Origin of the sequence: Thermotalea metallivorans (genome assembly GCF_001562415.1) — a bacterium.
Classification (GTDB): Bacteria; Bacillota; Clostridia; order Peptostreptococcales; family Thermotaleaceae; genus Thermotalea; species Thermotalea metallivorans.
Genome location: NZ_LOEE01000028.1, coordinates 30,945 through 55,060 on the forward strand (window position 1 = coordinate 30,945; position 24,116 = coordinate 55,060).

A 24,116-nucleotide genomic window follows, 5' to 3' on the forward strand; every position below is an offset into this window, starting at 1 on the left:
AGATTTAGGCTTCGTCGCGAATCAGCAAGCCGCTTTTTTCTCATTTTTTATTCAGAAAAGCGGCGCAGGTCTGAGCAGGAAGCCAAATCTCAAGGGTTTGCCTACAAATTTAAAGAAGCAGGTGAACTGCTTCTTTGGGCTTCATGGGGAAGGGAAATACTAAAATTCTTTCAATAAATTGGCCATTTCGATAGCTGTTACGGCTGCTTCATAACCCTTATTGCCGGCCTTTGTGCCTGCCCTCTCAATGGCCTGTTCGATGGTGTCTGTCGTCAATACACCGAAGATTACAGGTACTTCCGTCTCTAAGGAGATATGGGCAATTCCTTTAGAGACTTCACTGGACACATAATCGAAATGGGGAGTAGCACCCCGGATAACGGCCCCGAGACAAATCACAGCATGATATTTTTGAGATTTTGCCATTTTCTTTGCTGCCAAGGGAATTTCAAAGGCGCCAGGCACCCAGGCAACTTCAATGTCTGCCTCCTCCACACCGTGACGTTTTAAGGCATCTAAGGCCCCCGTCAGCAGTTTGCCCCCGATGAACTCGTTAAATCTTCCTACAATAATGCCAAATTTTAAACCTTGGGCAATTAATTTTCCTTCATATACTCTCATTTTGACTCCTCCTTAAACTTCAACATATGGCCTAGCTTTTCTTTTTTGGTTTTCAAATAATAAGCATTTCTTTCATTATGGTTCATTTGAATCGGCACCCTTTCTACAATTTCCAGACCATAGCCGGAAAGGCCCGACAACTTTTTAGGGTTATTGGTCATCAGACGGATTTTACGGATGCCCAGATCAAAAAGAATTTGGGCCCCTATACCGTAGTCCCGCATGTCTTCGGGGAAACCTAAGGCCAAATTGGCTTCCACCGTGTCCATGCCCCGGTCCTGAAGAGCATAAGCCTTCAGCTTATTGATAAGACCAATGCCCCGGCCTTCCTGGCGCATATACAAAAGAACACCTCTGCCTTCCTCATTGATCTTCTTCATGGCAGCAGCATACTGTTCACCGCAGTCGCAGCGCATGGAGCCGAAGGCATCTCCCGTCAGGCATTCTGAGTGTACCCGTACAAGGACGGGTGCACCGTCAGCCACATTTCCTTTTACCAAGGCAAGGTGATGTTCGCCGTTTAATTTGTTCTGATATCCGATGATGCGAAACTCTCCGTACTTTGTAGGCATATTGGCTTCAGCAACCCGCTCTATCAGCACCTCATTTTTGCGTCGATAGGCAATGAGATCGGCAATGGTAATGATTTTTAACTGGTGTACTTTTACATATTCCATCAATTCAGGCACCCTGGCCATAGAGCCATCTTCGTTCATAATTTCGCAGATTACTCCCGCAGGATAAAGACCGGCCAGTTTGGCCAGATCCACGGCGGCTTCTGTATGGCCTGATCGCTTCAACACACCTCCTTCTTTGGCTTCTAAGGGGAAGATGTGACCGGGTCTTTTAAAATCTTCCGGTTTTGCATTGGGATCTAAAACCTTTCGAATGGTAGCAGCCCGCTCGTAGGCGGAGATGCCTGTGGTGGTTTCGATGGCATCAATGGACACAGTAAAAGCCGTTTGATGGAGATCCGTATTATGGGAGACCATCTGGGGAATATTCAATTGCTTTAATCTCTCTCCCAAGATGGGCATGCAGATAAGGCCCCGACCGTATTTTGCCATAAAATTAATGGCTTCGGGAGTAACTTTTTCGGCAGCCATCAAAAGGTCTCCCTCATTTTCCCTGTCCTCATCATCTACGACTACAATCATTTTTCCTGCCTTAATGTCCTCAATGGCTTCTTCAATAGTATTGAATTTGTGCATTGGCTTCACCTCATTGTGTTCATATTGAAAGCTGTCATTTATTCCAAAAACCCATGTTGAGCTAAAAAATCCAAATTGATTCTGTTCGTGGAACCAGCAGGCCCTTGAAAAGTTAAAAATTTTTCTATATATTTCCCGATCATATCACATTCAAGATTTACTTCATCCCCGATGCTTTTGGACAGGAGAGTTGTAACCTCCTTCGTATGGGGAATAACAGATACTTTCAGGACATGGTCATCTACGTAGGCTACCGTCAGGCTGATTCCATCAATGGCAATAGAACCTTTATAAATCACATACTTTAGAATTTCCGGAGGGGCTCCGACGGATACCCATACGGCATTATCCTCTTGCTTAAAATCTTTGATGATGCCGACACCGTCAATATGACCGCTGACAAGATGTCCTCCCAGGCGATCACCTAATTTTAAGGCACGCTCTAGGTTGACCTTGCTTCCCGGCACTAGGTTTTTCAGATTTGATCTGGCCATGGTTTCTGCCATAATATCTACGGCAAAGCTGTGGGAAGTGAAGTCTGTTACTGTCAGGCAGACGCCATTGGTACTGATACTATCGCCTAATTTCACATCCTCCAGCACTTTTTGCGCTCGGATTACCATCTTTGCCGATTTGGCCCCTTTCAACACCGACTGGACAGTTCCTATTTCTTCAACAATACCTGTAAACATAAAGGGTATAACCTCCTTCTGAAGATCGTCATGCATCGAAATAGGCTTCGATCATGATGTCGTCTTGAAAACGACAGATAGCAATATCACGGAGCAATAGGGAGTCAGCTACGGAAGCCTTTCCCTTTCCCCCTACGGGTGTTTTGGCCCTATCCCCCCCAAGGATTTTCGGTGCGATAAAAGCTACTATCTTATCGACAATGCCAGCTTCCAAGGCAGCATAATTTAACGTACTGCCCCCCTCCAGCAGCACACTGTCAATTTTCCTTTCCCCTAAAGCCTTCATGAGATAGGGAAGATCTACCTGGTTATCTTGACAAGGGGTCATGATGACCTCCACACCCATCTTTTCAAGGGTGGAAAGCTTATTCCCATCGGCCAGAGATGTGGTGGCAAGGATAGTCCTGGCTTTTGAAGAAACATGCAGAACTTTGGCATCCAAGGGAATACGGGCTCGGCTATCCACGATAATTCGAACAGGATCCTTGCCCTGCCGGTCTCCTCGTCTTGTGGTCAAGCTAGGGTCATCAGCTAAAACAGTTCCGATGCCCACCATAATACCGGAAACACGATGTCTCAGTTCATGTACATATTCTCTGGAATATTCATTGGTAATCCATTTGGAATCTCCTGTATAGGCTGCAATTTTTCCATCTAAAGTCATGGCTGTTTTCAAGATGCAAAAAGGCAATCCTGTAGTAATATATTTGATAAAAATTTCATTCAGCTTCTTTGCCTTATCTTCCAATAGGCCTGTGACAACTTCGATGCCGTTGGATTTCAGGATTTCGATACCTTTGCCTGCCACCAGAGGATTTGGGTCTATCATGGCAACGACAACTTTGCTGATTCCCTTGTCCACGATGGCACGGGCACAGGGAGGTGTCTTGCCGTAATGGGAGCAAGGCTCTAGGGTTACATACATGGTAGCTCCTTTTACATCCTCCGTAGCATGGAGGAAAGCATTGATTTCTGCATGAGGTCCCCCATACATTTCATGATAGCCTTCTCCAATGATGCGGCCGTTTTTTACGATAACAGCTCCTACCAAAGGATTGGGGGAGGTGTATCCAGCTCCTTGCAGGGCCAGTTCCAAAGCTCTTTCCATATATTGTTTTTCCATCGCATCACCCCAATTCACCTGTAGATAAAAACAAAACCCTGAAAATACTATTTTCAGGGCAGATGGATTCTATGTTTTTCCAGGATATCAAGGACATCCCTTAGATCAGATTCTTCACCTTCTTCCATCCAGACTATACTGTCGGTACTGGAATTGCACCAGTTCTGCAGCTTTAGCCGCTTGCGGACTTTACCGCCGGTCGGGAATTGCACCCTGCCCTGAAGGTACTATGTGGTTTGGCATCATCTTATCATGCTCTTTTGAATATGTCAAGGACATCTTTATGAAAATAAGTGATAGGCACTAAGGGAAGATGATTGCGTCAATAATTTATAAGAGAAAAGGGAAATGCACAACAAAGCTGAATGATGAAAATAGGAATTAGTTGCAATTAAAGCTTAGATGTGTTATATTCCTAGTAGATGCTAAGGATTGGCATTTAGATTCCACCCATGCCGGGGGCAGGGAAAAGTCCTGCCCTTGGAATTTCAAAGCATGAAAAGGAGAGGAGTTTGGAGAATGAGAAATAAAAAATTTCAAGGCCTGAGTTTACTTGTGGTGTTTTTCATCGTTTTTATGGCCGGTTGCAGCAAACCCACCCAGAGGCCGGAGGAAGAAGCCCTAAAGGATAGAATTGTAGTATATGCCAGTTTCTATCCTATGTATGATTTTGCCAAGAATATTGGAAAGGACAAGATTGATCTGAAGTTGATGATTCCCCCGGGGGTAGAAGTCCATGATTGGGAACCCACAGCCAAGCTGATGGGAAATATGGAAAAGGCCGATGTGTTTATTTACAACGGATTGGGGATGGAACCCTGGGCAGAAAAACTTATTGCATCGGTCCAAAATGATCAATGGATTGTCATAGAAGCTTCCCAAGGAGTTGCACTGTTGGAGGCGGAAGAACATGAAGAAGAGGAACATGGAGACGAAGAAGAAGGCAGTCATGGAGACTATGATCCCCATGTTTGGTTAAATCCTATGAATGCTTTGAAACAAGCAGAAAATATTAAAAATGCCTTTGTAAAAGCCGATGAAGCCAACCGGGATTTCTATGAAAGAAATTTCAAAGAATTTGCCGATAAGTTAAAGGCATTAGATCAAAAATTTCAAGAAGAATTAAGGGATGTAAAGAAAAAAGAAATGGTAGTGGCCCATGGAGCTTTTGGCTACTTAGCCCATAGGTATGGTTTAGAACAGGTGGCCATTACGGGACTGTCGCCCCAAGAGGAACCGAGTGCTGCCAAGCTGGCTGAAATCACAAAGTTTGCAAAGGAGCGCAATTTAAAATATATTTTCTTTGAAACCCTCACCAGCCCTAGACTGGCCGAAGTATTGGCTCAAGAAGTAGGAGCCAAAACAGCTGTTTTAAATCCCATCGAGGGTTTGACACAGGAAGAGATGAAAGCAGGAAAAGATTATATTTCCGTTATGGAAGAAAATCTTAAAACCCTAAAGCAGGCATTGATGCAGTAAAAGGGCGATCGGTGCTGTGGAGAAAGAAGCTCATGAAAACACGGGAACATGAGGGGAGTGGATTATGGAAAAAGTAATTTCATTAAAGGACGTGTCCTTTGGATATGATCAAAACCTTGTTTTAGAAAATATACATCTGGATGTGTTTCAAGGAGATTATTTAGGCATTGTAGGGCCCAACGGTTCTGCCAAGAGTACACTTTTGAAATTAATGCTTGGCATCTTAAAACCTCAACGGGGAACAATTCAAATTTTTGGTCAAGATATTGAAAAATTTAGAGATTGGGGGAAAATAGGATATGTGGCTCAAAAAGCAACGTCTTTTAATGTAGGTTTTCCTGCCACGGTGGAAGAGGTGGTAGGCGGAAACTTATATACTTCCATTGGCTTGTGCAGAGGGATAAAGAGGATCCATCGTGATAAAATCCACAAAGCCCTTGAATTTGTAGGCATGGAGGACTATTGCAACAGACTGATCGGGAATTTGTCGGGGGGGCAACAGCAAAAAGTATTTATTGCCAGGGCGCTGGTGAGTTCTCCCCAAATTATTTTCCTTGATGAGCCTACTGTGGGCATTGACTTAAAATCTCAAGAAGAATTCTACAGATTATTGGAGAAGTTGCATAAAGAGATGCAGATTACCATTCTTATGGTATCCCATGACATTGGGGTAATTACTGAAAAAGTCACTCGGGTAGCTTGCATGGGGGACAAGCGACTGATTACCCACCAAAGCTGCTGCAATATACCCTTTAGTGAAGTTATGGCGCAGTTTTATGGAGAGAAAATGAAACTCATGCTACATCATCACCAGCACTGAATGTAGGATATAAAAAAATAGACATTGTAGCAGTGGGCAGGGAATTTCCCATTGAATACTTATATGCCAAGGGAGTAATGAGATATGTTGGAGATTTTGCAATATGGATTTATGCAGAGGGCTTTACTGGCCGGAATGATTGTAGGGATTTTGTGCCCTCTCATTGGAATATTTCTTGTACTTAGAAGAATGTCTCTCATTGGAGACAGCCTATCCCATGTGGCGCTGGCAGGGGTAGCAGCAGGAATTTTTGGGGGGATATATCCTTTAGGAACGGCGTTGATTTTTTCTGTGGGAGCTGCGCTGGCCATAGAACAATTAAGGAAGAGTTATCAACAATATGCAGAATTGGCTATTGCTATTATTTTATCCGCCGGTATTGGCACGGCAGTGGTGCTTATTAGTCTTGCAAAGGGATTCAATGTGGACTTATTTGGCTATCTCTTTGGAAGCATTACCACTGTACGAAAAGAAGACCTGTGGTTGATTACAGGCCTGGGGATTCTTATCGTTTTATCGATCAAACTTCTTTATAAAGAATTGTTCTATATTGCTTTTGATGAAGAAGGAGCTCGCCTGGCAGGAATTCCTGTAAAAGGAATCAATCATTTCTTTATTCTGATGATTGCTACCACCATTACCTTATCGATGCGCATTGTAGGGATTCTGTTGGTATCCTCCCTCATGGTAATACCTGTGGCAACCAGTCTGCAGGTGGCAAAAAGCTTTAAACATGCTACTATCCTATCCGTTATTTTTGCCCAAGGGGCTGTGATCCTAGGAATTTTTATTTCCTATTATTTTGAGCTGGCATCGGGAGGAACGATCGTACTATTGGCTGTAGCCATTTTGTTGGTGGTGCTTATAGGGAAAAAGGCAGCACGATGGGTGAAAGGAGATAGGCTTAAAAATATTCATTGATGTAGTTATTTTTTTGTACAAAAATCCTTGATAAATTCTCCATAACTGACGGTTGTTGTATGGCTGCTTCCCCCATAAAGACAGCTTGTTCTAAGCTTATGGTTCCAAAGAACAACCGGGAGAAGGCATTGATGCTCAAGGAAAGGTCCACATGTCCTGTCTTCACTTCTTCCACCATGGGAATTCCCTTTTCAATGACGACAGAAAATATTTTATTGTTCCATGGAGCATGGGAGTCAGAAATCTGCACCCGATAGGAGCAGTGGATATTCTCCTTATAACGACAGCCTAACAAAGCATTTTTTACATTAATCACCCGTCCGCACATGAAGGGTAGAATCCTGACAACATTGGTATGTGCCGGTTTGATGGTATCCCGCAGAAAAAGAAAACTTTGGTCTCCCATGGGGGCACACCATTCCACAGAAGAAGCCTGGGACTGATGGTTGTAAAGAAAAGCAAAGAGAGCTTTTTTTGCTTGATAATGAATATAGGCCATTTCTTTGATCAATAACTTCCTGCCCTTTAAAAAATATAGAATGTATCCTGCAGGCTGTTCTTTTTCATCAAGCAGGAGATAAGCATAGCCCCCGTCATGGACTAGATCTTTTAGGAGTACTCTCCAATTCTTTTTGTTTCGTTCCACATATCCATGATATTGTTGGGAAAACTTTTGATAGATGAAGGCCAAAGCTTCCGTATCCAGTTCTCCGTCAATGGGCTGAAAACTTCCTACTTTATCGCTAAAATTCCGGAGCATTTCCATGGGAACCCTATATCGTATTTGTGTATAGCACAGTTCCCAGCCATAGGCACTGTAAAAGATGGTATCAAAGGGCATGAGGATGGAAACGGCATGCTTGCGATAATTCATCTCTTCTATGGCGTGCAGCATTAATTTTTTGGTAAAACCCTTGCCCCGATGGGCAGGATCTGTAATGACGCCTACAACATAAGATGCCCCAAAGGAATTTCCGTTTAAAAACAGCCGGTAGGGATTGAGCTGCAGGCAAGCAGCCAACTGATTTCCTGCAAAAAGACCCAAAACATTATGGGGTTCAAGAACTTCATGGAAATACCAGCTGTAAAATGGTTCCTGATTTTCAAAGGCATACCCCCATAAGTTTTTGACAGCAGGCATATGTTCTTTTTCCAATAATTTTATCAACATGGCTTCCCCCCTAACGTAAGAATATATCGTACTTTTCTATCATTTTTATCGGATTGTAGGATTCTTTGGCTTTTCTTAAGTAATCAAAACCCATATCTTCTTCCCGATTCACATATAGTACATCTTGGCACTGGTGATAGCAAAATTGCTGGTTGATAGCCTGGTATAACCCCCGAATGTTGGCATTGGCCTTTTCAATATGAATCACCATGGTGTCTTCCGTTAATTTTTCACCGAAGGTAAAGGCTTCTACCCTGCCTTCGATCAGAATTACACCCCCGCTATAATCCAATTGATCCATATGATACAGTGCTTCCTGGATGGCCTTTTCCTCGTTCTGAAGTAAATCCATTTCCAATGGGGTGTAATTTCCTTCTTTAAGCTTCCCGGTCAGAATCAGGCAATCTTCGATAAGATCATAGGTCAAGGACTTATATTGATAGGGTATATTTTTTTGGAAATAATTAAAATGATTCTTTTTTCCATGAAATTTTCTGCCTTTGAGCTCAATTAAATCCCTTGCCAGATAGATATAGTCATCATTGTTTCGGTCCCGTACAAATATCAATTGGTTTGGTGCTGCCTTTTCAAAGAATTCCTTCATGGAAGAAGGAACAAATTTGATCATCAGACGGTGTCCCAAGGCATCAAATTTTTTCTTGAACAAATCTAAGCAACGAGGCAGGGCTGTTAGGGCATGGGATTCTTTAAAAAGAGGTGGAAATAAAAATGGTTTATCGTAATACATTCCTGAAATCCAAAGCAGGCCATGGAGGATTTCATATTTTAATTGATAGAGATGCCTCCACATAAATAAGTTTGTAAAGTTTAAGTCAGAAATCCCGTAAAGGTTGCATTTTAGATAAGCATCAAAAAATTCTTTATCTTTTATGGACAAATCATGAGATAACATAGAACGCTCCTTATTTGATGTAATAAAAAACTTATAAATTTTGATTTGAAAAAATTTAGAATATCTAAGAAATAGATTTCCTCCATTAGTCTATCATGAAAATAGAAATTAGAAAACCTCATAAAAAAATCTTTTACATTGCAACCAATGAAAAGCCCCCATGGCTGAAATAAACATTCATCCATGGGGGCAACCTGTCATACCGATCTGGCTGCTTTTAAAGTTATAACATTCATCCAATTTTCTGCAGTAATTCCTATCATCCTGACGAAATCTTTTTATACATCTTAAATCCTTGTTACCTTTGATCCCGGTGACATTGGTGACAATAGCCGTATAATTCAAACTTGTGGTCTGTCAAGGTAAAATTTTTGGGCTGAAATGTTTTCTTTAAAGCTTCTATGGGACAAAAATCAATAGCCTCTGTCTTGCCGCAGCCTTTACAAATGAGGTGGTGGTGATGTTCGTCAGAACAAACCAATTCATAGCTGTAGACACCTTCTTTAATCTGAGTTTTATGAATAATGTTGGTATTCACAAAAATCTCTAAATTGCGATAAATAGTAGAGAAGTTGGTTTGAGAACATTTTTCTTTTGATTTCAGATAGATTTCCTCTGCAGATAAAAAATGTCCCTTATGTTCCACCAAAACATCAATAATGGCTTTGCGCTGATGGGTCAATTTGTATCCATGGTTTTTCAGTTTTTGCTCTATCTGATTTCTGTCAATCACGATCTTCACTCCCGGGCAATCAATTAATATTATTGTATAATAGTATGGCCATAGATTCAACGAAAAAGAAATGGAAAGGAGACAGGTTTTATCAAAAGCCTGTCTCCCGGATATCATTCTTTCGATGATGCAGTTTCTTTTTGCCATAGGCTCAACAAATGCAGATCCTCACTTCTTGCCCGGTAAGTCGTATGCAAAAGCTTATGGGACAAATGACCAAGGGGAGTACCCAGATATTCTTCATAAAGTTTTAGCACAGCAGGGTTTTTATGGGCTTTTCTAATGGGCATATCTTGATCGATGGCATAAATTCCTTGGATTCTCTGTTCCTTTACGGCCAAAGTGGAGCCAATGGGTTGACCGCCTCCACCGATACATCCGCCCGGACAACACATGATTTCGATAAAAGTGTAATCGCATTGGCCGTTGTCAATATAATCCAATATTTTTCTGGCATTGCTAAGTCCATGGGCAACGGCTACCTTGATAGGTTGGTCGTTGATGACGACGGTGGCTTCCTTGATACCTTCCAAGCCCCTCACATCTGTAAATTCAATATTATTCAAAGCCGTACCAGTGGCAAGCTCATAGACGCTTCGTAAGGCTGCTTCCATTACCCCCCCTGTTGCACCAAAGATAACGCCGGCACCTGTGGAAATGCCAAAGGGGAGATCAAACTCTTCTTCTTCAATGCCTATAAAGTCGATGCTGGAAGTTTTAATCATCCGAGCCAGTTCCCGGGTAGTAAGGACGGCATCTACTTCTCGATAGCCATTGGAGATCATTTCTTCCCTGGATGCCTCATATTTCTTTGCGGTGCAAGGCATAATGGATACGGTAAAGATATTGGCAGGATCCAAGCCTATTTTTTCAGCGTAATATGTCTTGGACAGGGCGCCAAACATCTGTTGTGGCGATTTACAGCTGGAAAGATGGCGCAAAAGATGAGGATAATGGCCTTCGATATAGTTGATCCAGCCGGGACTGCAGGAAGTAATCATGGGCAATATGCCATGATCTTTCATGCGGTGAAGCAACTCGCTGCCTTCTTCCATAATTGTCAAATCTGCGGTGAAATCTGTATCAAACACCTTGTCGAAACCAATTCGCCGTAAGGCAGCCACAACCTTGCCTGTTACCTTCGTGCCCGGAGCCATGCCGAAGGCATCGCCGATACTTACGCGAACTGCAGGGGCAATTTGAACAATGACATGTTTTTTTGGATCGTCAATGGCTTCCCATACCTTATCCGTATCATCCTTTTCATAGATGGCACCCACGGGACAGACAGAAGAACATTGTCCGCAGAAAACACAGAGGGTATCCATCAGATTTCGTTCAAAGGCAGGAGTAATGTTGTATTTGATGGAGCGATGGGCGTGACTCAGGATACTTACACCTTGTACATCCTGGCACATTTCAATACAACGGTTACATTTGATGCACTTGCGGTGATCTCTGGCAAGGGACGGACTAGAGTCGTCCACGGGCAGTGCATCTACCTCATCTTCCAGATTGCTTTTGGCTATATGAAAGATTTCACAGAGATTCTGAAGCTCACAATTTCCGTTCCGGATACAGCGTAGACAGTCTTGGGGATGGTTGGCTAAGATAAGCTCTAAGACCCCTTTCTGCATATCCCGAACCAATCGGGAATTAGTAAGGATATTGGCGCCTTCCCATACGGGAGTGGAACAGGCAGCCACCAGATCATCCTTTCCGCTGATTTCAACGAGGCAAATTCTGCAGTTGGCCTTTATGCTCTGGTCAGGATGGTAGCATAAAGTAGGAATCTTGATATTTACAAGCTTTGCAGCTTCTAAAATAGTCGTTCCTTCAGGTACGGTAATCTGCTTGTGATCGATGGTGATTTGATAATACTTCATCATAAACCTCCTCTCGGAATCCGTGTTTCTCTTTATTGATGAAATTTAATGTTGGAATTACATAATTTTTCGCACCTTATGGATTTGCTGGTAAAATTCATCGGGGAAATGCTGAATTGCCGACAATAGGGCAGAGGGGGCTGTCTGGCCTAGGCCGCAGAAGGAACAATACTTCATCACCCTGGCAAACCGCTCCACCGTTTGAAAATCTTCAATGCTGGCAGTGCCGCTGACAAATCGATTAATAATTTTGGACAATTGACGGTTTCCTTCCCGGCATGGAGTACATTTTCCACAGCTTTCGTGGAGGAAGAAATCCTGTACCGATTTCATGTAATCTACGACCTTATTCGTTTCATCGGCTATCAGAATGGCACCGGAGCCTATGGTCAAGCCATTTCCTTCAAAGTCTTCATAGGTGTATGGAATATCGATTTTGCTGGCCGGAAGGATAGCACCGGAAGCACCTCCCAACTGCAAGAACTTTAATTTTTTCCCATCTCGAATTCCACCGCCGATATCGTAGATAATTTCCCGTAGTGTAAGGCCAAAGGGAATTTCATAGGTTCCCGGATACTGAATGTTTCCGCACAAACTGATCAATTTTGTACCCTTGCTAAATTCCGTACCATATTTGCTGTATTCCTCAGCCCCTATTTCAAAAATTACAGGTATCACACTAAAAGTTTCCACATTGTTTACCAGGGTAGGAAGGCCGAACAACCCTTTTTCTTTGATATACGGGGGTTTGATTCTTGGTCTGCCGCTTTTTCCTTCGATGGACTCGATGAGAGTGGAGTTTTCACCGCAAACATAGGCCCCGGCCCCGGAGACAACCTTTATATGGAAGCAGAGGCCTGTGCCTAGAATGTTGTCGCCTAAAAAGCCTCCTTCTAAGGCAGAAGCAATAACAATTTTCATCTGATCCTGCAGCTTTTTGTATTCTTCTCTAATATAGATATAGCCTTCGGTGGCCCCTACGGCATAGGCTGCAATGGTCATACCTTCTATGATTTTGAAAGGATCGTATTGCAGCAAATACCTGTCCTTGAAAGTGCCGGGCTCTCCTTCATCGGCATTGCAGATCACGATCTTCCGAGGACCTTCCACGGCGGCAGCCTGTTCCCACTTTCTGCCGGTAGGATAAGCGGCACCACCTCTACCTTGTAAACCGGATTTTTTTACTTCCTGAATCACCTGGGCAGGAGTAGAGGCAAGGGCTTTTTCAAGTCCCAGATATCCTCCTGCATGGAGATATTCCTGCAAAGATTTGGGATCAAGGTTTTTGAAATTCTTTGATATGAGGCTGACCGTTTTATTCATTGCATTCACCCCTATACCTATCAAGGATTTGACGTATTTTTTCTTCATTCAGATTTCCAAATACTTCTGTATCAATGCGAAAAGCCGGTGAGATGTCGCAGGCACCGAAGCAGGCGCTGTACTCTAAGGCAAACTTTCCATCCGAAGTAATTTCGCCCATTTTAATGTCCAGTTCACGCTCCAACACATCCCGTACCGTTTGATATTTATTCACTCTACATGTGGTACTTTTGCATAATTGGATGACATGTTGGGCTTTTGGACGATCCGACAGGGCAGAATAGAAAGAAATCACATCATAGACCTTACTGAGGGGAACGCCTAACTGCTCACCAATATAGGTGGCCACTTCCATGGGAATATAATGCCTAGGGATGAGGTCTTGTGCCTGAAGAAGGATTTGAACAAGGTTATGCCGATCATGTTCATAGGCATGGATAATCCCGTCGATTTTGTCAAACAGATCCTTATCCAATGTAGTCTCCATCATGGCGGTATCTCCTTTCTATAAAATAATATTATGGTGATTATATCTATTTATATCATATAAGGTTTCATTATGCATGTCAAAATAATCTGAAAGTTAACAATATTCCAAAATGAAATTTCATTTATGAACTTGCACGTATTTTTTGGCCTATCAATGAAAAAAGGCAGAAGAATCAGAATTGATATCATGGGATTCGGCAGAAAATTACAAAAAATATTTCAAAAATCACATATTTTAGAAAATAAGAACATAAAAAAACAAGCAGCCAAAGGCCGCTAGGGAGCATTTTTTGTTATTATCTTGACAAAAAGAGCTTTTTATATGTTCTTTTCCTTTTTGATCAATAAGCTGGAAACTATCGCTGTAAGGGGAATTGCTACTACCAAGCCAATGCTGCCGGCCAAGGAGCGAATGACTTCCGTAGCGATGATGTCTAAATTGAGAATCTTTATAAATGAGGTTTCATAAGCCATGAACAAAAGCAGTAAGGGGATAGAACTTCCTGTATAGGCTAGGATCAAGGTATTGGTCATGGTACCCATCACATCCTGTCCCACATTCATCCCTGATGTAAATAATTGCTTCCTGGTTAAGTTGGGATTTACCCGATGAATTTCTTCGATGGAAGAAGCAATAGACATGCCGATATCCATTACAGCACCTAGGGCGCCAAGAATAATGCCTGAAAACAGAAGTCCTTTGAAATCGAAAGAAATAGCTTGGGGAATATACATGAGCATAACGGCTTCTTCGCTGCTCATACCTGTCAGCCTTACCTTGCTGCCGATCAGATAAGCCAGAAGCCCGGCAGTAAGCACACCACCTGTTGTGCCTAAAATGGCAGATATACTTTTGCTGTTGATGCCGGCGACAATAAACAGGGTAATGACTGTAATGAAAACAGATGCGGTAATGGTAATGGGTACGGGGTGGTACCCCTTGAGCAATAAGGGCAAGAGAATTTTCAATATGATAAGGAGGGTAATGGTCAAGGTAACTACTGCCTTGAGCCCCCTTTTCTTTCCTATCATAAGAATAAGCAAAACAAAAAGGGCAGCCAAGTAGAGCGCATAATTTTGACGCATGTAGTCGGAAATATAGACTTCTATAGAGCCGTCTTCCTGTTCCTCAATAACCACCACAACTTTATCGCCTTTTTTGACGGGTAGGTCGTATACATAGTTGCCGGACAGATGGTTGAATGTTTCTACAATTTGTCCTTTGAATTTTCCACTGGTAATTTTTACTTGTACATGTTGAGATTCTCTGTTGTCATTCTCAGCTTCCAATACAAGGGCCGTTTCCGTATAGCTTTGGATAACCTCCGCATATGAATAGGTTGAAAAGAGAAAAATCAGAAGCATAAGGAATAAGATAGTTCTTTTCATCTGTTACCTCCATAAGATTCATGGTTTTGTTTTTATTATAACATGAGTACAGAAAAAAGGCGAAGTGATCACCTGTCAGTTACCAGTGGACGGTTGTTGGCCACTGCCAAGGACCCACTCTTGAGGGCTATCGGCTATCAGCCAGTAGCTATGAGCGACGAAGCCTAAATTTCCCGGGTATCCTGCCTTCTGAGAGATAACATGAAAAAAAGCCTTTTCGCCAATACCAAAAAGAATAAAATTCTTTTTTCATGTTGAGATTTAGCACTGTAAAGCTTTGGACAAAGTTCAGCCGTACCAAGGAAGTGGTGCTTACTTTCTATCCATAGGAGATATGAAAACAAAGGGAAATGTAAAGAAATTTGTATCAGATTCCTTGGGAAATAATATGTATATAGTAGATATAGAGAAGCCCGAGGAAGTGGAAAAGCAGTTTTAAAGACAATGATGGAAAGGAAAGGTACTATTGAAACTTCTACATGCAGAAGGGATAAATCTATGTTAAACAATCATGAATTTTGTTATAATGTTGCTAACGTGGGTTTTAGAGAGGAGGTTGACCATGAGTGCTGGCATCATAAGCTCCTTTGTTACAAAGCTTATTGACTTTGCCCAACAGGCGAGCATATACAGCTATATTGCTTTATCCGTCAGTATGTTTATAGAGGGAACATCTTTGCCTTTTCCGGGAACGTTTATGCTCATTTTTGTCGGTTTTCTTATCAGGAACTTTCACTTAAATCCTGCAGCCCTGGCGATCTTAGGCGGCAGTTCTTATACTTTGGCTGCTTTTATTCCTTACTATATTGGGAAACAAGTGAATGATATGGCACAAAAAAGGTTTAAGAAATTTATGGATACCCATCAGAAACAATTCAGTACGGTGCAGCGTTTATTCCATAAATATGGAGAAGTTGCAGTATGTTTGTCCCGCCCTACTTTCTTAGGAAACTATTTTTCCTATATTGCAGGAATGCACAACATGAAACCCTTGAAATTTGCATTGTATACCTTTCTAGGTATCTTGCCCTGGATTATGTTGATGAATTACTTGGGCTATCAGTTGGGAGACAACCTGGATGATATACAACGAATGGTCGATGGCATGGGACCCCTGCTTATTGTTATAATAGGAATACCTTTTTTTGTTATCTTTGGATTTAAGTATATTTTCAAAATAAGGAAAAAACAATGAAAGGCATAAAGTGACGAATAAATTGGACGGGAAAACAACCTAGGGAGGGTGCAGGCAATTGTATTTGGCCCCCTAATGTCAAGGCATGCAATTGACGGTTTTAAGTTATATGCCTTTCGTTTTATTTAGCTTAAATTTTAGATTTTGTGTCCTCTTACCCTATGGGTTTGTTATAATAATTTCAATCCCCATTGACATCAGTCTATAGACAGATCATAATAAATATAAATATAATGATCTATCTACGGATAAGGTGATAAGGGTGAAAGAACAAATAGAGATATTCAAAGCACTGTCTGATGAGAACAGGATAAAGATTCTCAAGATGCTTTCCTGTAGGGAGCTGTGTGCTTGCGACATACAGCAGAATCTTGATTTAACGCAGCCTACCATTTCACATCATATGAAGGTGCTGCAGCAGACAGGACTGATTCAATGGGAAAAGCGGGGAAAATGGATATTTTACCGAATCAACCAAAAAAAAGTGGAAGGACTTTATGGGTTTATCAAGGAAATTACCAATCCATCGGAGGACTGTCCTTGTCCCATATCTTCCTGCGACTGTGACGGTTTCAGAAGATAGAGCCATGAAAGGCACCGGGATGTTTTGAAATTTTCAGGGGTGTCTTTATTTATTATTTTGCAATAGAAAATACATGAAACAGCAGAAATGAAAATATCCTATTGGCACATTCTTTTGCCCAATAGGATATTTTCATTTTTATGGTTCAGCTATTTTTCAAACCAATGTTTTGTATTATTGGCAATCTTCACAAGGGTAAGCATCAAAGGCACTTCCACCAATACACCTACCACGGTGGCCAACGCAGCGCCCGATTGCAATCCGAATAAGGCGATGGCCACGGCTACGGCCAGTTCAAAGAAATTGCTGGCACCGATCATTGCTGCTGGTGAAGCAATATTGTGGGGAAGTTTCCATGCCTTTGACCAACTATAGGCTAAAATAAATATAAAAAATGTTTGTATGGTTAAAGGAATTGCTATCAATAGGATGTGAACGGGATTATTGATAATAACTTCACCTTGAAAAGAGAAGATGATGATTAAGGTTAAAAGCAGCCCGATAATTGTAATGTTATGAAATTTTTCTAAAAAGACATTTTCAAAATAATCCAAGCCTTTGTGCTGGATGATGTATTTTCTTGACAAATAACCGCCGGCTAAAGGAATGACCACGAATAGTATGACAGACAGCAACAATGTATCGTAAGGTACTGTTACATTGCTTACCCCCAATAAAAATGCAACAATCGGTGTGAAGGCAATCAACAGGATTAAGTCATTTACTGCAACTTGTACCAAGGTATAAGCAGGATCTCCATTGGTTAGGTAACTCCACACAAAAACCATGGCTGTACATGGGGCTGCACCGAGGAGTACTGCCCCTGCTAGATAATCTGTAGCCAGAGCGTCGGGAATAAATTTTTGAAACACAACTTTTAGGAAAAACCAGGCAAACAGGTACATGGTAAAAGGTTTAATCAGCCAGTTCGTGACACATGTGACCGTCAGTCCCTTTGGTTTTTTTGTAGCTTCTACAATGCTGGAAAAATCAATTTTTAACATCATCGGATAAATCATAAGCCAAATCAGAATTGCCACAGGAATCGATACCTGGGCATATTCAAATTTGCTCAGGGTCTTGGGAAAGGCAGGAAACCACTGACCAATGGCAACACCTACAATAATGCAGATGGCAACCCATAGGGTCAAATATCTGCCAAAAAAGTCTAACCCACCTGATTTGTTTTGTACATTTTCGCTCATGCCATGTCACCTCACATTTTCATATATCATAAATATATTGATATATATCTATATATAGAATAAAAAACATCATATATTCTTGTCAACAAGAAATGTCAACAAGAAATTGAAAAGGCATACAGAAACTGCGTGCTATTTGGAAAAGCTGCCGCAGTTTCCTTTACATTTGGTGATATCGGGATTACCTTCCAAATTGCAGATACGGTCATATTCTTTTTGAAAACCGGATATTTCTGCAAGGGGTTGCTCCAAAAAATTTACGAAGCTGGATAAGAATTTTTGAAGAAAATTTTTATTAAGGCTGTAGATGCTTTTTTGTCCAGCCTTTTCATCGTTTACAAGGCCAGCATGTTTCAATATTTTTAAGTGTTGGGAAATTCGAGGTTGGCTCATTTCCAAAACAAATTCCAATTCACATACATACATAGGCCTATAGGCTAGCAGACGAATAATTTTTATCCGAGTGGATTCGCCCAATGCTTTCAAAACAGACGCATAGTCCATAAGCAATCCTCACTTCATCTTTGTAAAATTTCTTTTATTTCTTCCTTGGAAGGAACCCTTCCGAAAACTTTCACTACGCCATCTACAACCAGCCCGGGTGTCTTCATAACTCCATAGGCTGCAATTTCTTTAAAATCCGTTACTTTTTCAATCTTTGCCTGGAGTCCTAATTCTTTTAAGACTTCCTCCACATAGCTGAAAAGGGTAGTGCAGTTTTTGCATCCTGGACCTAAAACTTTGATGTTCATGGGAAAACCTCCTTTATAAAATAATATTAAACAAACATCCTACAAAAATAATGGCTGCACCTGCAATGGGGGCAAAAATCCCTATGAATTTAGGAAACATCTGTTTTTTTGAATCAGTATATTATAATATAATTATATATGCATATTATACTTTATGCAACTGTTTTTAAAATGCAAGGGAAGAAAAGGATCTAGATCATTTCTGCCATGCACGAAAATAAAATTTTTCTTTAAGGGAAGGTCTATGGAAAACAAACTTCAATTTTAAAACCTTGATTTTAGGCTTACGATAGTATATAATTTATCCTAGGTGATGGAGCTCACCTTTAACTATTGCAAGGAAGGCAATTGATGGCTCCTGCTATAACTTATTCTGTTATAGTAGGAGTCTTTTTATTTTGCAAAACGGATGTGGAAGCATGTGTAAGAAGGGGGGATGAATCACATTGGGATAAAAGGATGTCCTATGGAGGAAATATAAATAAAGGTATAATGACATATGGGCTGCAGAAAGGATGGTAGCGATGGCTTTTAGTTTAGGCTTGATTATTATTTTAGGTCTATTGTTTCATAAAATTTTTGAGAAAATAAAGCTCCCTGGGCTTTTAGGAATGTTGATTTTAGGCATTCTTATGGGTCCTTATGGCATGAATTATATTAGCAGTGATATTTTAAGGATATCTTCTGATCTTAGGAAAATTGCCCTGATTGTCATTTTGCTTAGGGCAGGATTAGGAATAAAAAGAGAAACCCTAAACAAAATTGGTATACCAGCTCTAAAAATGAGTTGCATACCAGGGTTATTTGAAGGACTCACCATTATGTTTGTGGCCAGTGCTTTTTTAGGAATATCAAAAATCGAAGCAGGAATGCTGGGTTTTATCATTGCGGCAGTTTCACCGGCAGTTATTGTTCCTCAGATGCTTGATTTAATTCATCGAAAAGTAGGTCAGCGAAAGGGTATTCCTACGTTAATTTTGGCAGGAGCTTCCATTGATGATGTATTTGCCATTACACTGTTTTCAACATTTTTAGGATTATATGGAGGGGAAAATCTGAATCTGGCGGTGAAAATTTTTGAAATTCCCGTATCTATTTTATTAGGAATCCTATTGGGAAGCATTCTTGGCGTCATGATGGTCATGCTATTTAAAAAATTTCATATACGGGATACCAAAAAAGCACTGATTTTGATTGGGACAGCTATCATTCTTACAACTTTGGAGGATGCGGCAAAAGATATTGTACCTTTCGCCAGTTTGTTGGGTGTAATGACGGTCGGGTTTGTGCTTCTTGAAAAATACCCCAATGTTGCCAACAGACTATCTGAAAAATTCAACAAAATCTGGGTATTTGCCGAGCTGTTACTGTTTGTATTGGTGGGGGCCCAGGTAAACGTCCATGTTGCTTTACAGTCAGGACTGATGGGTTTGTTAATTATTTTGATCGGGTTAGTTGGAAGAAGCCTCGGGGTCTTCGTTTCTGTTGGGAGAACAAATTTAACATGGAAAGAAAAATTATTTTGTGTGATTGCCTACGTGCCAAAAGCGACGGTTCAGGCGGCGATTGGCGCCGTTCCTTTAGCAGCCGGTGTAAAATCAGGGGAAATGATATTGGCAATCGCCGTGCTGTCCATCATCGTTACAGCGCCTTTGGGTGCCATAGGAGTAAAAATAGCGGGAGAAAAATGGCTTAGCACTGATTGAAAACAAATGGAAATGCAAAAACAAAAAAATAGATGCCTTACCATGGCTCCGCTGAATGCATCATATGAACAAGCGGCAAGAACATTGTCAAGAATAGAAACGCATAAAAACAAAATACAAAGAATGATTATTCATGAAACTCCTTTTGAATCATTGATTTTTTTAAGAAAAAATGTTAATATCATAAATAAGTATGTTATTCTTTCAAGAATATAAGAAAAAGTGTTAGGAGTATTGCAAATGACAAAAGGGCAAATTGAAGCCAAAATCAGCGAAGCTGTAAGTAAATTTGAAATAGAATTTATGGGTAGAGGGCCAAAGCAGATCAAAACTTTTATTATACAGGATCTCATCATTATAAGGCTAAAGGGATTTCTTAGCCAGTCGGAACAAAAACTTGCTATCAATAGGGAGGGTGTAGAATTACTGAAAAAAGTAAGGACTATGTTATTTGAAAATGCAAGGGAATATTTTGAAAAAATAATCCAGGAAGTGGTAGATGTAAGCATTATCAGCATCCATTCCGATGTGAGCACCCGAACAGGGGAAAAGGTAATCATAGTAACTGTTGCGGAGAATTTGGAAGAAAAATTGAATAGATAATTTTGGAAGATTGAGCGAAGGGTTGACAAAAACCAGTCGCAAGATAAGCCAATATTCTTTACTTGATAGTTTAAGAATATTGGCTTTTTTGATTGGATGAATAAATTTTCAAAAACTGCAAATAAGAATTAGGATGAATAAGAAAATAAGAAAAAAAGCTGCAAGGTTCAAAAAGATGATGTAATGATTGTAGTGAGGGAGGTAGAATATGAGAGAATCCAAAATTTTTGGGATGCCGCCAGAAAAGGGAAGATGGCTGTTCATTCCCTTAGGAATTATTATTTTTATTTGTTTGGGAACTGTATATTCGTGGAGTGTTTTCAGGACACCATTGGAAAGGTTATTTCATATAGGAGCAACCCAAAGCGGACTGCCCTACATGGTGTTTTTAGCATCCTACGCAACTTTGATGCCAATTGCGGGAGGATTTATAGAAAAGTATGGGCCTAGGATGATGATCATTGCAGGAGGTTTGGCCGTTAGTATCGGATGGATCCTGTCAGGATATGCCTGGAATATTTATATCATGACAATTACCTATGGTGTCATTGCCGGGGGCGGTGTGGGCATTGCCTATGGCGTCCCCATTGCAGTAATTTCGAAATGGTTTCCTGATAGAAAGGGACTGGCGGTGGGCCTCATTTTACTGGGTTTTGGCATGTCTCCTTTTGTAACGGCGCCACTGGCCAAGTCGTTGATCGACAGTCACGGGTTGCTGCAAACCTTTCAAATTTTAGGGATAGCATTTTTGATGATTATTTTCTTGCTGGCATTGCCTTTTCGATTTCCTACGGAAGCGTTGGGGATTGCAGATAGGAATCAAAGCAAAAACCGTATATCTTCGTTGGATTTGAATACAAAAAACATGCTCAAAACTTCAAATTTCTATGGCCTGTGGGCCTGCTATACCATAGGTACATTCATTGGGCTGATGGTTGTAGGAATCACGGGTGCTGTGGGAACGGAAATTATAAAATTGGATGGGAAAACTACAGCCTTGATGGTATCCGTATTTGCTGTATTCAATGGATTGGGACGGCCCTTGTTCGGTTGGATTACTGATAGGTTCTATCCCTTGAAAGCTGCTGTGATATCCTATACCATTATTATTTTTGCATCAGGTTTCATGCTGTGGGCAAGGGAAGGAACATTCCTGCTGTATGCAGTTTCTTTTTCTTTGCTTTGGCTAACCCTAGGGGGGTGGCTGGCTATCGCACCTACTGCCACTGCCATATTTTTTGGTTCCAAATACTACAGCAAAAATTATGGTTTTGTCTTTACTGCCTATGGGGCGGGAGCAATATTGGGGGTTTTGACCTCGGGAATATTGCGGGATCTGCTGGGGAGCTATATTTTTGTATTTTACCTCATGATTTTTCTTGCCCTATTGGGAATAACTACCGCAATGATTATGTTAAGAACCTATGGGAACGCATAAAGAAATGTATTGGATTTTCCTTTGCCGCTGGATATGGTTCATGGCATCCCCGTAGAAAATATTTTTTAAACAACATATTTCAAAGACATGGGTATTATAGTATAATACTTATATAGCCAAGAACTTTTCAAGTAAGATTGCTTTCAAAAGCAAAGATTTTGTTAGGTGAGGCTCCTGCAAAGATATATGCTGCTGCCCAGAAAAATCGAGAGATTCCAATGGGTCAACAGGAATAATCGCGAAGGTTATTTCTAATGTAGCTGACCAAAGGTCAAAGCTTTGCAGTGCTAAAGCTCAACAAGGAAGAAATATTATTTTCTCTACTGTTGAGTAGAGATTTTTTATTCTTATTCTTTATGGGAAAGGTGGTGGTGATGATGGATTCGAGTCCTTTACCGGATAGTAGAAGCAAATATGGTAAACAATATTGCAAGAGCCATACTCACCACTGGAAGTACTGGCTCTTCTGAAGAGGAGGGGTCAAAATGAAAGAAAGAATCATTGCATTTATGAATGAAAAAAGATTTAAAGAAGTAAGAAGTGAAATACTACAATTAAATTCGGTCAATGTAGCAGATATTCTGGAAGAATTGGATACCAATGAAGCTGTGATTTTATTCAGAATGCTGCCGAAAGATATGGCTGTGGAAGTATTTTCTTATTTATCCAATGAGCAGCAAAGAAATATTATTGATTCTATTACGGATAAAGAAATTAAACACATCATGGATGAATTGTTCTTTGACGATATGATTGACTTCATCGAAGAAATGCCTGCCAATATCGTAAAGAAAATTCTCAAAAATACAAAGGAAGAAGAGAGGGTCTTGATCAACCAGTTTTTAAACTATCCGGAGAATTCCGCCGGAAGTCTCATGACCATTGAGTATGTGGATTTACGGAAGGATATGACCGTAAGGCAAGCCATCGATCATATCAAAGAAACGGGCATTGAAAAGGAAACCATTTATACCTGTTATGTGACCGATGCCAACAGGAAACTGGAAGGAATTGTATCTCTACGTAAGCTGGTCATAACCCCTGATGAAAAGAATATTGAGGAAATTATGAATAAGAACGTGGTCTATGTCCATACCCATGATGACCAGGAAGTGGTTGCCCATCTATTTAAAAAATATGACCTTATTGCCATACCTGTATTAGATAAAGAAGAAAGACTTACAGGGATCATTACCATTGATGATATTGTGGATGTCATTGAACAAGAAAATACAGAAGACTTTCAAAAAATGGCCGGGATGGAACCTTCCGAGATTGAATATCTGGATGCCAATTTTCTTACCCTAGCAAAAAATAGGATTACCTGGCTGCTGATTCTAATGATTTCAGCCACTTTTACAGGAAGAATCATACAAAAATTCGAAGATGTTCTGCAATCGGTAGTGGTTTTGGCGGCTTTTATACCCATGCTGATGGATACCGGCGGAAATGCCGGCGCCCAGTCCTCTACTTTGATCATCAGAGGTTTGGCCTTGGGAGAAATCAAAACGAAAGATTTTTTTAGGGTAATAGTAAAAGAATTGATAGTGAGTACTGTGGTAGGCATTGCTTTGGCAGGCATTAATTTTGTCAGAATCTATTATATAGAGAAAATCGATTTGAAAATATCTATTACTGTAACAGGAACACTGTTCCTGACGGTTGTGCTGGCAAAGGTAGTGGGGGGAGTTCTGCCCATCGTTGCAAGAAAATGCAAACTAGACCCTGCCATTATGGCAAGTCCTTTGATTACGACCATTGTGGATGCAGTGGCTCTTGTTGTCTATTTTTCATTTGCTTCTTGGATTTTAGGAATATAGACTTTCTGCTGTCTTGGAGTCCTTATGCTTGAGTAAAAGGAAA

23 protein-coding genes and 3 riboswitches are annotated in these 24,116 nt (G+C 40.8%); of the genes, 9 read left to right on the forward strand and 14 right to left on the reverse strand.

The genetic code is table 11. The features are described 5' to 3' along the window. Window positions 1-159: 159 nt before the first annotated feature. The 4 genes from ribH to ribD are packed head-to-tail and all read right to left on the reverse strand — an operon-like array spanning window position 160 to window position 3,647. Entirely contained in the window at window positions 160-621 is a 462-nt protein-coding gene (ribH, locus tag AN619_RS05405) for a 6,7-dimethyl-8-ribityllumazine synthase (RefSeq protein WP_068555529.1), read from the reverse strand. Then, window positions 618-1,832 (reverse strand): bifunctional 3,4-dihydroxy-2-butanone-4-phosphate synthase/GTP cyclohydrolase II, encoded by a 1,215-nt coding sequence (locus AN619_RS05410; protein WP_068555531.1) that lies wholly within the window; start codon window positions 1,830-1,832, stop codon window positions 618-620. Before AN619_RS05410 ends, ribH begins: the two co-directional genes overlap by 4 nt. Window positions 1,833-1,870: 38 nt before the next feature. Next, the gene (locus AN619_RS05415) at window positions 1,871-2,524 is read right to left on the reverse strand and encodes a riboflavin synthase (RefSeq protein WP_068555533.1); all 654 of its coding nucleotides are present in this window, start codon (window positions 2,522-2,524) and stop codon (window positions 1,871-1,873) included. Window positions 2,525-2,552: 28 nt separating this feature from the next. Continuing rightward, window positions 2,553-3,647 carry a bifunctional diaminohydroxyphosphoribosylaminopyrimidine deaminase/5-amino-6-(5-phosphoribosylamino)uracil reductase RibD gene (gene ribD / locus AN619_RS05420; protein ID WP_068555535.1) on the reverse strand — a complete coding sequence of 365 codons (1,095 nt, stop codon included), beginning with the start codon at window positions 3,645-3,647 and terminating at the stop codon, window positions 2,553-2,555. Between the two features lie 112 nt (window positions 3,648-3,759). Continuing rightward, a riboswitch (FMN riboswitch) is annotated at window positions 3,760-3,877 on the reverse strand. Between the two features lie 289 nt (window positions 3,878-4,166). Between ribD and AN619_RS05425 the strand changes: the two genes are divergently transcribed. The 3 genes from AN619_RS05425 to AN619_RS05435 all read left to right on the forward strand — a co-directional run bounded on the left by AN619_RS05425 (window position 4,167) and on the right by AN619_RS05435 (window position 6,867). Then, on the forward strand, window positions 4,167-5,126 hold the full coding sequence (locus tag AN619_RS05425; RefSeq protein ID WP_083524990.1) for a metal ABC transporter substrate-binding protein: 960 nt from the start codon (window positions 4,167-4,169) through the stop codon (window positions 5,124-5,126). Between the two features lie 64 nt (window positions 5,127-5,190). Next, on the forward strand, window positions 5,191-5,946 hold the full coding sequence (locus tag AN619_RS05430; RefSeq protein ID WP_068555537.1) for a metal ABC transporter ATP-binding protein: 756 nt from the start codon (window positions 5,191-5,193) through the stop codon (window positions 5,944-5,946). 84 nt (window positions 5,947-6,030) lie between these two features. Next, entirely contained in the window at window positions 6,031-6,867 is an 837-nt protein-coding gene (locus AN619_RS05435; RefSeq protein WP_068555539.1) for a metal ABC transporter permease, read from the forward strand. On the opposite strand, the gene AN619_RS05440 is transcribed toward AN619_RS05435, so the two are convergent. The 7 genes from AN619_RS05440 to AN619_RS05470 form a co-directional block, all read right to left on the reverse strand. Then, window positions 6,851-8,038 carry a GNAT family N-acetyltransferase gene (locus tag AN619_RS05440; RefSeq protein WP_068555540.1) on the reverse strand — a complete coding sequence of 396 codons (1,188 nt, stop codon included), beginning with the start codon at window positions 8,036-8,038 and terminating at the stop codon, window positions 6,851-6,853. The genes AN619_RS05435 and AN619_RS05440 overlap by 17 nt on opposite strands. A 10-nt stretch (window positions 8,039-8,048) precedes the next feature. Beyond that, window positions 8,049-8,951: a DUF2156 domain-containing protein gene (locus AN619_RS05445; RefSeq protein WP_068555542.1), complete on the reverse strand. Its 903-nt coding sequence runs from the start codon at window positions 8,949-8,951 to the stop codon at window positions 8,049-8,051. Window positions 8,952-9,249: 298 nt separating this feature from the next. Continuing rightward, window positions 9,250-9,684, reverse strand: a complete 435-nt coding sequence (locus tag AN619_RS05450) for a Fur family transcriptional regulator (RefSeq protein ID WP_068555545.1) — start codon at window positions 9,682-9,684, stop codon at window positions 9,250-9,252. A gap of 113 nt (window positions 9,685-9,797) precedes the next feature. After that, complete coding sequence (locus AN619_RS05455) at window positions 9,798-11,570, reverse strand: NADH-dependent [FeFe] hydrogenase, group A6 (RefSeq protein ID WP_068555546.1); 1,773 nt, start codon at window positions 11,568-11,570, stop codon at window positions 9,798-9,800. Window positions 11,571-11,627: 57 nt separating this feature from the next. Next, entirely contained in the window at window positions 11,628-12,893 is a 1,266-nt protein-coding gene (locus tag AN619_RS05460) for a complex I 51 kDa subunit family protein (RefSeq protein ID WP_068555548.1), read from the reverse strand. Next, window positions 12,886-13,383: an NADH-quinone oxidoreductase subunit NuoE family protein gene (locus AN619_RS05465; protein ID WP_068555550.1), complete on the reverse strand. Its 498-nt coding sequence runs from the start codon at window positions 13,381-13,383 to the stop codon at window positions 12,886-12,888. The genes AN619_RS05460 and AN619_RS05465 overlap by 8 nt, the downstream gene beginning before the upstream one ends. 317 nt (window positions 13,384-13,700) lie before the next feature. After that, entirely contained in the window at window positions 13,701-14,771 is a 1,071-nt protein-coding gene (locus AN619_RS05470; protein ID WP_068555552.1) for a YibE/F family protein, read from the reverse strand. A gap of 562 nt (window positions 14,772-15,333) precedes the next feature. Here AN619_RS05470 and AN619_RS05475 point away from each other — a divergent pair. Further along, window positions 15,334-15,966 carry a DedA family protein gene (locus AN619_RS05475; RefSeq protein ID WP_068555554.1) on the forward strand — a complete coding sequence of 211 codons (633 nt, stop codon included), beginning with the start codon at window positions 15,334-15,336 and terminating at the stop codon, window positions 15,964-15,966. 262 nt (window positions 15,967-16,228) lie between these two features. Beyond that, window positions 16,229-16,549: an ArsR/SmtB family transcription factor gene (locus AN619_RS05480; protein WP_068555556.1), complete on the forward strand. Its 321-nt coding sequence runs from the start codon at window positions 16,229-16,231 to the stop codon at window positions 16,547-16,549. 149 nt (window positions 16,550-16,698) lie between these two features. On the opposite strand, the gene arsB is transcribed toward AN619_RS05480, so the two are convergent. The 3 genes from arsB to AN619_RS05495 form a co-directional block, all read right to left on the reverse strand. Then, the gene (gene arsB, locus AN619_RS05485) at window positions 16,699-17,754 is read right to left on the reverse strand and encodes an ACR3 family arsenite efflux transporter (protein WP_068555558.1); all 1,056 of its coding nucleotides are present in this window, start codon (window positions 17,752-17,754) and stop codon (window positions 16,699-16,701) included. A gap of 132 nt (window positions 17,755-17,886) precedes the next feature. After that, on the reverse strand, window positions 17,887-18,258 hold the full coding sequence (locus tag AN619_RS05490; RefSeq protein ID WP_068555560.1) for an ArsR/SmtB family transcription factor: 372 nt from the start codon (window positions 18,256-18,258) through the stop codon (window positions 17,887-17,889). Window positions 18,259-18,272: 14 nt separating this feature from the next. Beyond that, window positions 18,273-18,506 carry a thioredoxin family protein gene (locus AN619_RS05495; RefSeq protein ID WP_068555562.1) on the reverse strand — a complete coding sequence of 78 codons (234 nt, stop codon included), beginning with the start codon at window positions 18,504-18,506 and terminating at the stop codon, window positions 18,273-18,275. Between the two features lie 300 nt (window positions 18,507-18,806). Further along, a riboswitch (Fluoride riboswitch) is annotated at window positions 18,807-18,874 on the forward strand. Between the two features lie 156 nt (window positions 18,875-19,030). Between AN619_RS05495 and AN619_RS05500 the strand changes: the two genes are divergently transcribed. From AN619_RS05500 to mgtE, 4 genes are all read left to right on the forward strand, one after another. Continuing rightward, entirely contained in the window at window positions 19,031-20,212 is a 1,182-nt protein-coding gene (locus AN619_RS05500; protein WP_068555565.1) for a cation:proton antiporter domain-containing protein, read from the forward strand. A 240-nt stretch (window positions 20,213-20,452) separates the two neighbouring features. After that, on the forward strand, window positions 20,453-20,815 hold the full coding sequence (locus AN619_RS05510; RefSeq protein ID WP_068555568.1) for a DUF2294 domain-containing protein: 363 nt from the start codon (window positions 20,453-20,455) through the stop codon (window positions 20,813-20,815). A 208-nt stretch (window positions 20,816-21,023) separates the two neighbouring features. Then, a complete protein-coding gene (locus tag AN619_RS05515; RefSeq protein WP_068555570.1) occupies window positions 21,024-22,253 on the forward strand; it encodes an L-lactate MFS transporter in 1,230 nt (409 codons plus the stop codon). 150 nt (window positions 22,254-22,403) lie between these two features. Continuing rightward, window positions 22,404-22,566, forward strand: a riboswitch (M-box (ykoK) riboswitch). Between the two features lie 172 nt (window positions 22,567-22,738). After that, window positions 22,739-24,073, forward strand: coding sequence for a magnesium transporter (mgtE, locus tag AN619_RS05520; protein ID WP_068555572.1), 1,335 nt, complete (start codon window positions 22,739-22,741; stop codon window positions 24,071-24,073). Window positions 24,074-24,116 lie beyond the last annotated feature (43 nt).

Bases quoted from the DNA above. Each gene is read 5' to 3' on its own strand.
- AN619_RS05415 (WP_068555533.1), bottom strand. From the start codon at position 2,524: ATGTTTACAGGTATTGTTGAAGAAATAGGAACTGTCCAGTCGGTGTTG.
- AN619_RS05510 (WP_068555568.1), top strand. From the start codon at position 20,453: ATGACAAAAGGGCAAATTGAAGCCAAAATCAGCGAAGCTGTAAGTAAA.
- ribH (WP_068555529.1), bottom strand. From the start codon at position 621: ATGAGAGTATATGAAGGAAAATTAATTGCCCAAGGTTTAAAATTTGGC.
- AN619_RS05455 (WP_068555546.1), bottom strand. From the start codon at position 11,570: ATGAAGTATTATCAAATCACCATCGATCACAAGCAGATTACCGTACCT.
- AN619_RS05425 (WP_083524990.1), top strand. From the start codon at position 4,167: ATGAGAAATAAAAAATTTCAAGGCCTGAGTTTACTTGTGGTGTTTTTC.
- AN619_RS05465 (WP_068555550.1), bottom strand. From the start codon at position 13,383: ATGATGGAGACTACATTGGATAAGGATCTGTTTGACAAAATCGACGGG.
- ribD (WP_068555535.1), bottom strand. From the start codon at position 3,647: ATGGAAAAACAATATATGGAAAGAGCTTTGGAACTGGCCCTGCAAGGA.
- AN619_RS05460 (WP_068555548.1), bottom strand. From the start codon at position 12,893: ATGAATAAAACGGTCAGCCTCATATCAAAGAATTTCAAAAACCTTGAT.
- mgtE (WP_068555572.1), top strand. From the start codon at position 22,739: ATGAAAGAAAGAATCATTGCATTTATGAATGAAAAAAGATTTAAAGAA.
- arsB (WP_068555558.1), bottom strand. From the start codon at position 17,754: ATGAGCGAAAATGTACAAAACAAATCAGGTGGGTTAGACTTTTTTGGC.
- AN619_RS05515 (WP_068555570.1), top strand. From the start codon at position 21,024: ATGAGAGAATCCAAAATTTTTGGGATGCCGCCAGAAAAGGGAAGATGG.
- AN619_RS05470 (WP_068555552.1), bottom strand. From the start codon at position 14,771: ATGAAAAGAACTATCTTATTCCTTATGCTTCTGATTTTTCTCTTTTCA.
- AN619_RS05490 (WP_068555560.1), bottom strand. From the start codon at position 18,258: ATGGACTATGCGTCTGTTTTGAAAGCATTGGGCGAATCCACTCGGATA.
- AN619_RS05410 (WP_068555531.1), bottom strand. From the start codon at position 1,832: ATGCACAAATTCAATACTATTGAAGAAGCCATTGAGGACATTAAGGCA.
- AN619_RS05445 (WP_068555542.1), bottom strand. From the start codon at position 8,951: ATGTTATCTCATGATTTGTCCATAAAAGATAAAGAATTTTTTGATGCT.
- AN619_RS05475 (WP_068555554.1), top strand. From the start codon at position 15,334: ATGAGTGCTGGCATCATAAGCTCCTTTGTTACAAAGCTTATTGACTTT.
- AN619_RS05435 (WP_068555539.1), top strand. From the start codon at position 6,031: ATGTTGGAGATTTTGCAATATGGATTTATGCAGAGGGCTTTACTGGCC.
- AN619_RS05430 (WP_068555537.1), top strand. From the start codon at position 5,191: ATGGAAAAAGTAATTTCATTAAAGGACGTGTCCTTTGGATATGATCAA.
- AN619_RS05495 (WP_068555562.1), bottom strand. From the start codon at position 18,506: ATGAACATCAAAGTTTTAGGTCCAGGATGCAAAAACTGCACTACCCTT.
- AN619_RS05440 (WP_068555540.1), bottom strand. From the start codon at position 8,038: ATGTTGATAAAATTATTGGAAAAAGAACATATGCCTGCTGTCAAAAAC.
- AN619_RS05500 (WP_068555565.1), top strand. From the start codon at position 19,031: ATGGCTTTTAGTTTAGGCTTGATTATTATTTTAGGTCTATTGTTTCAT.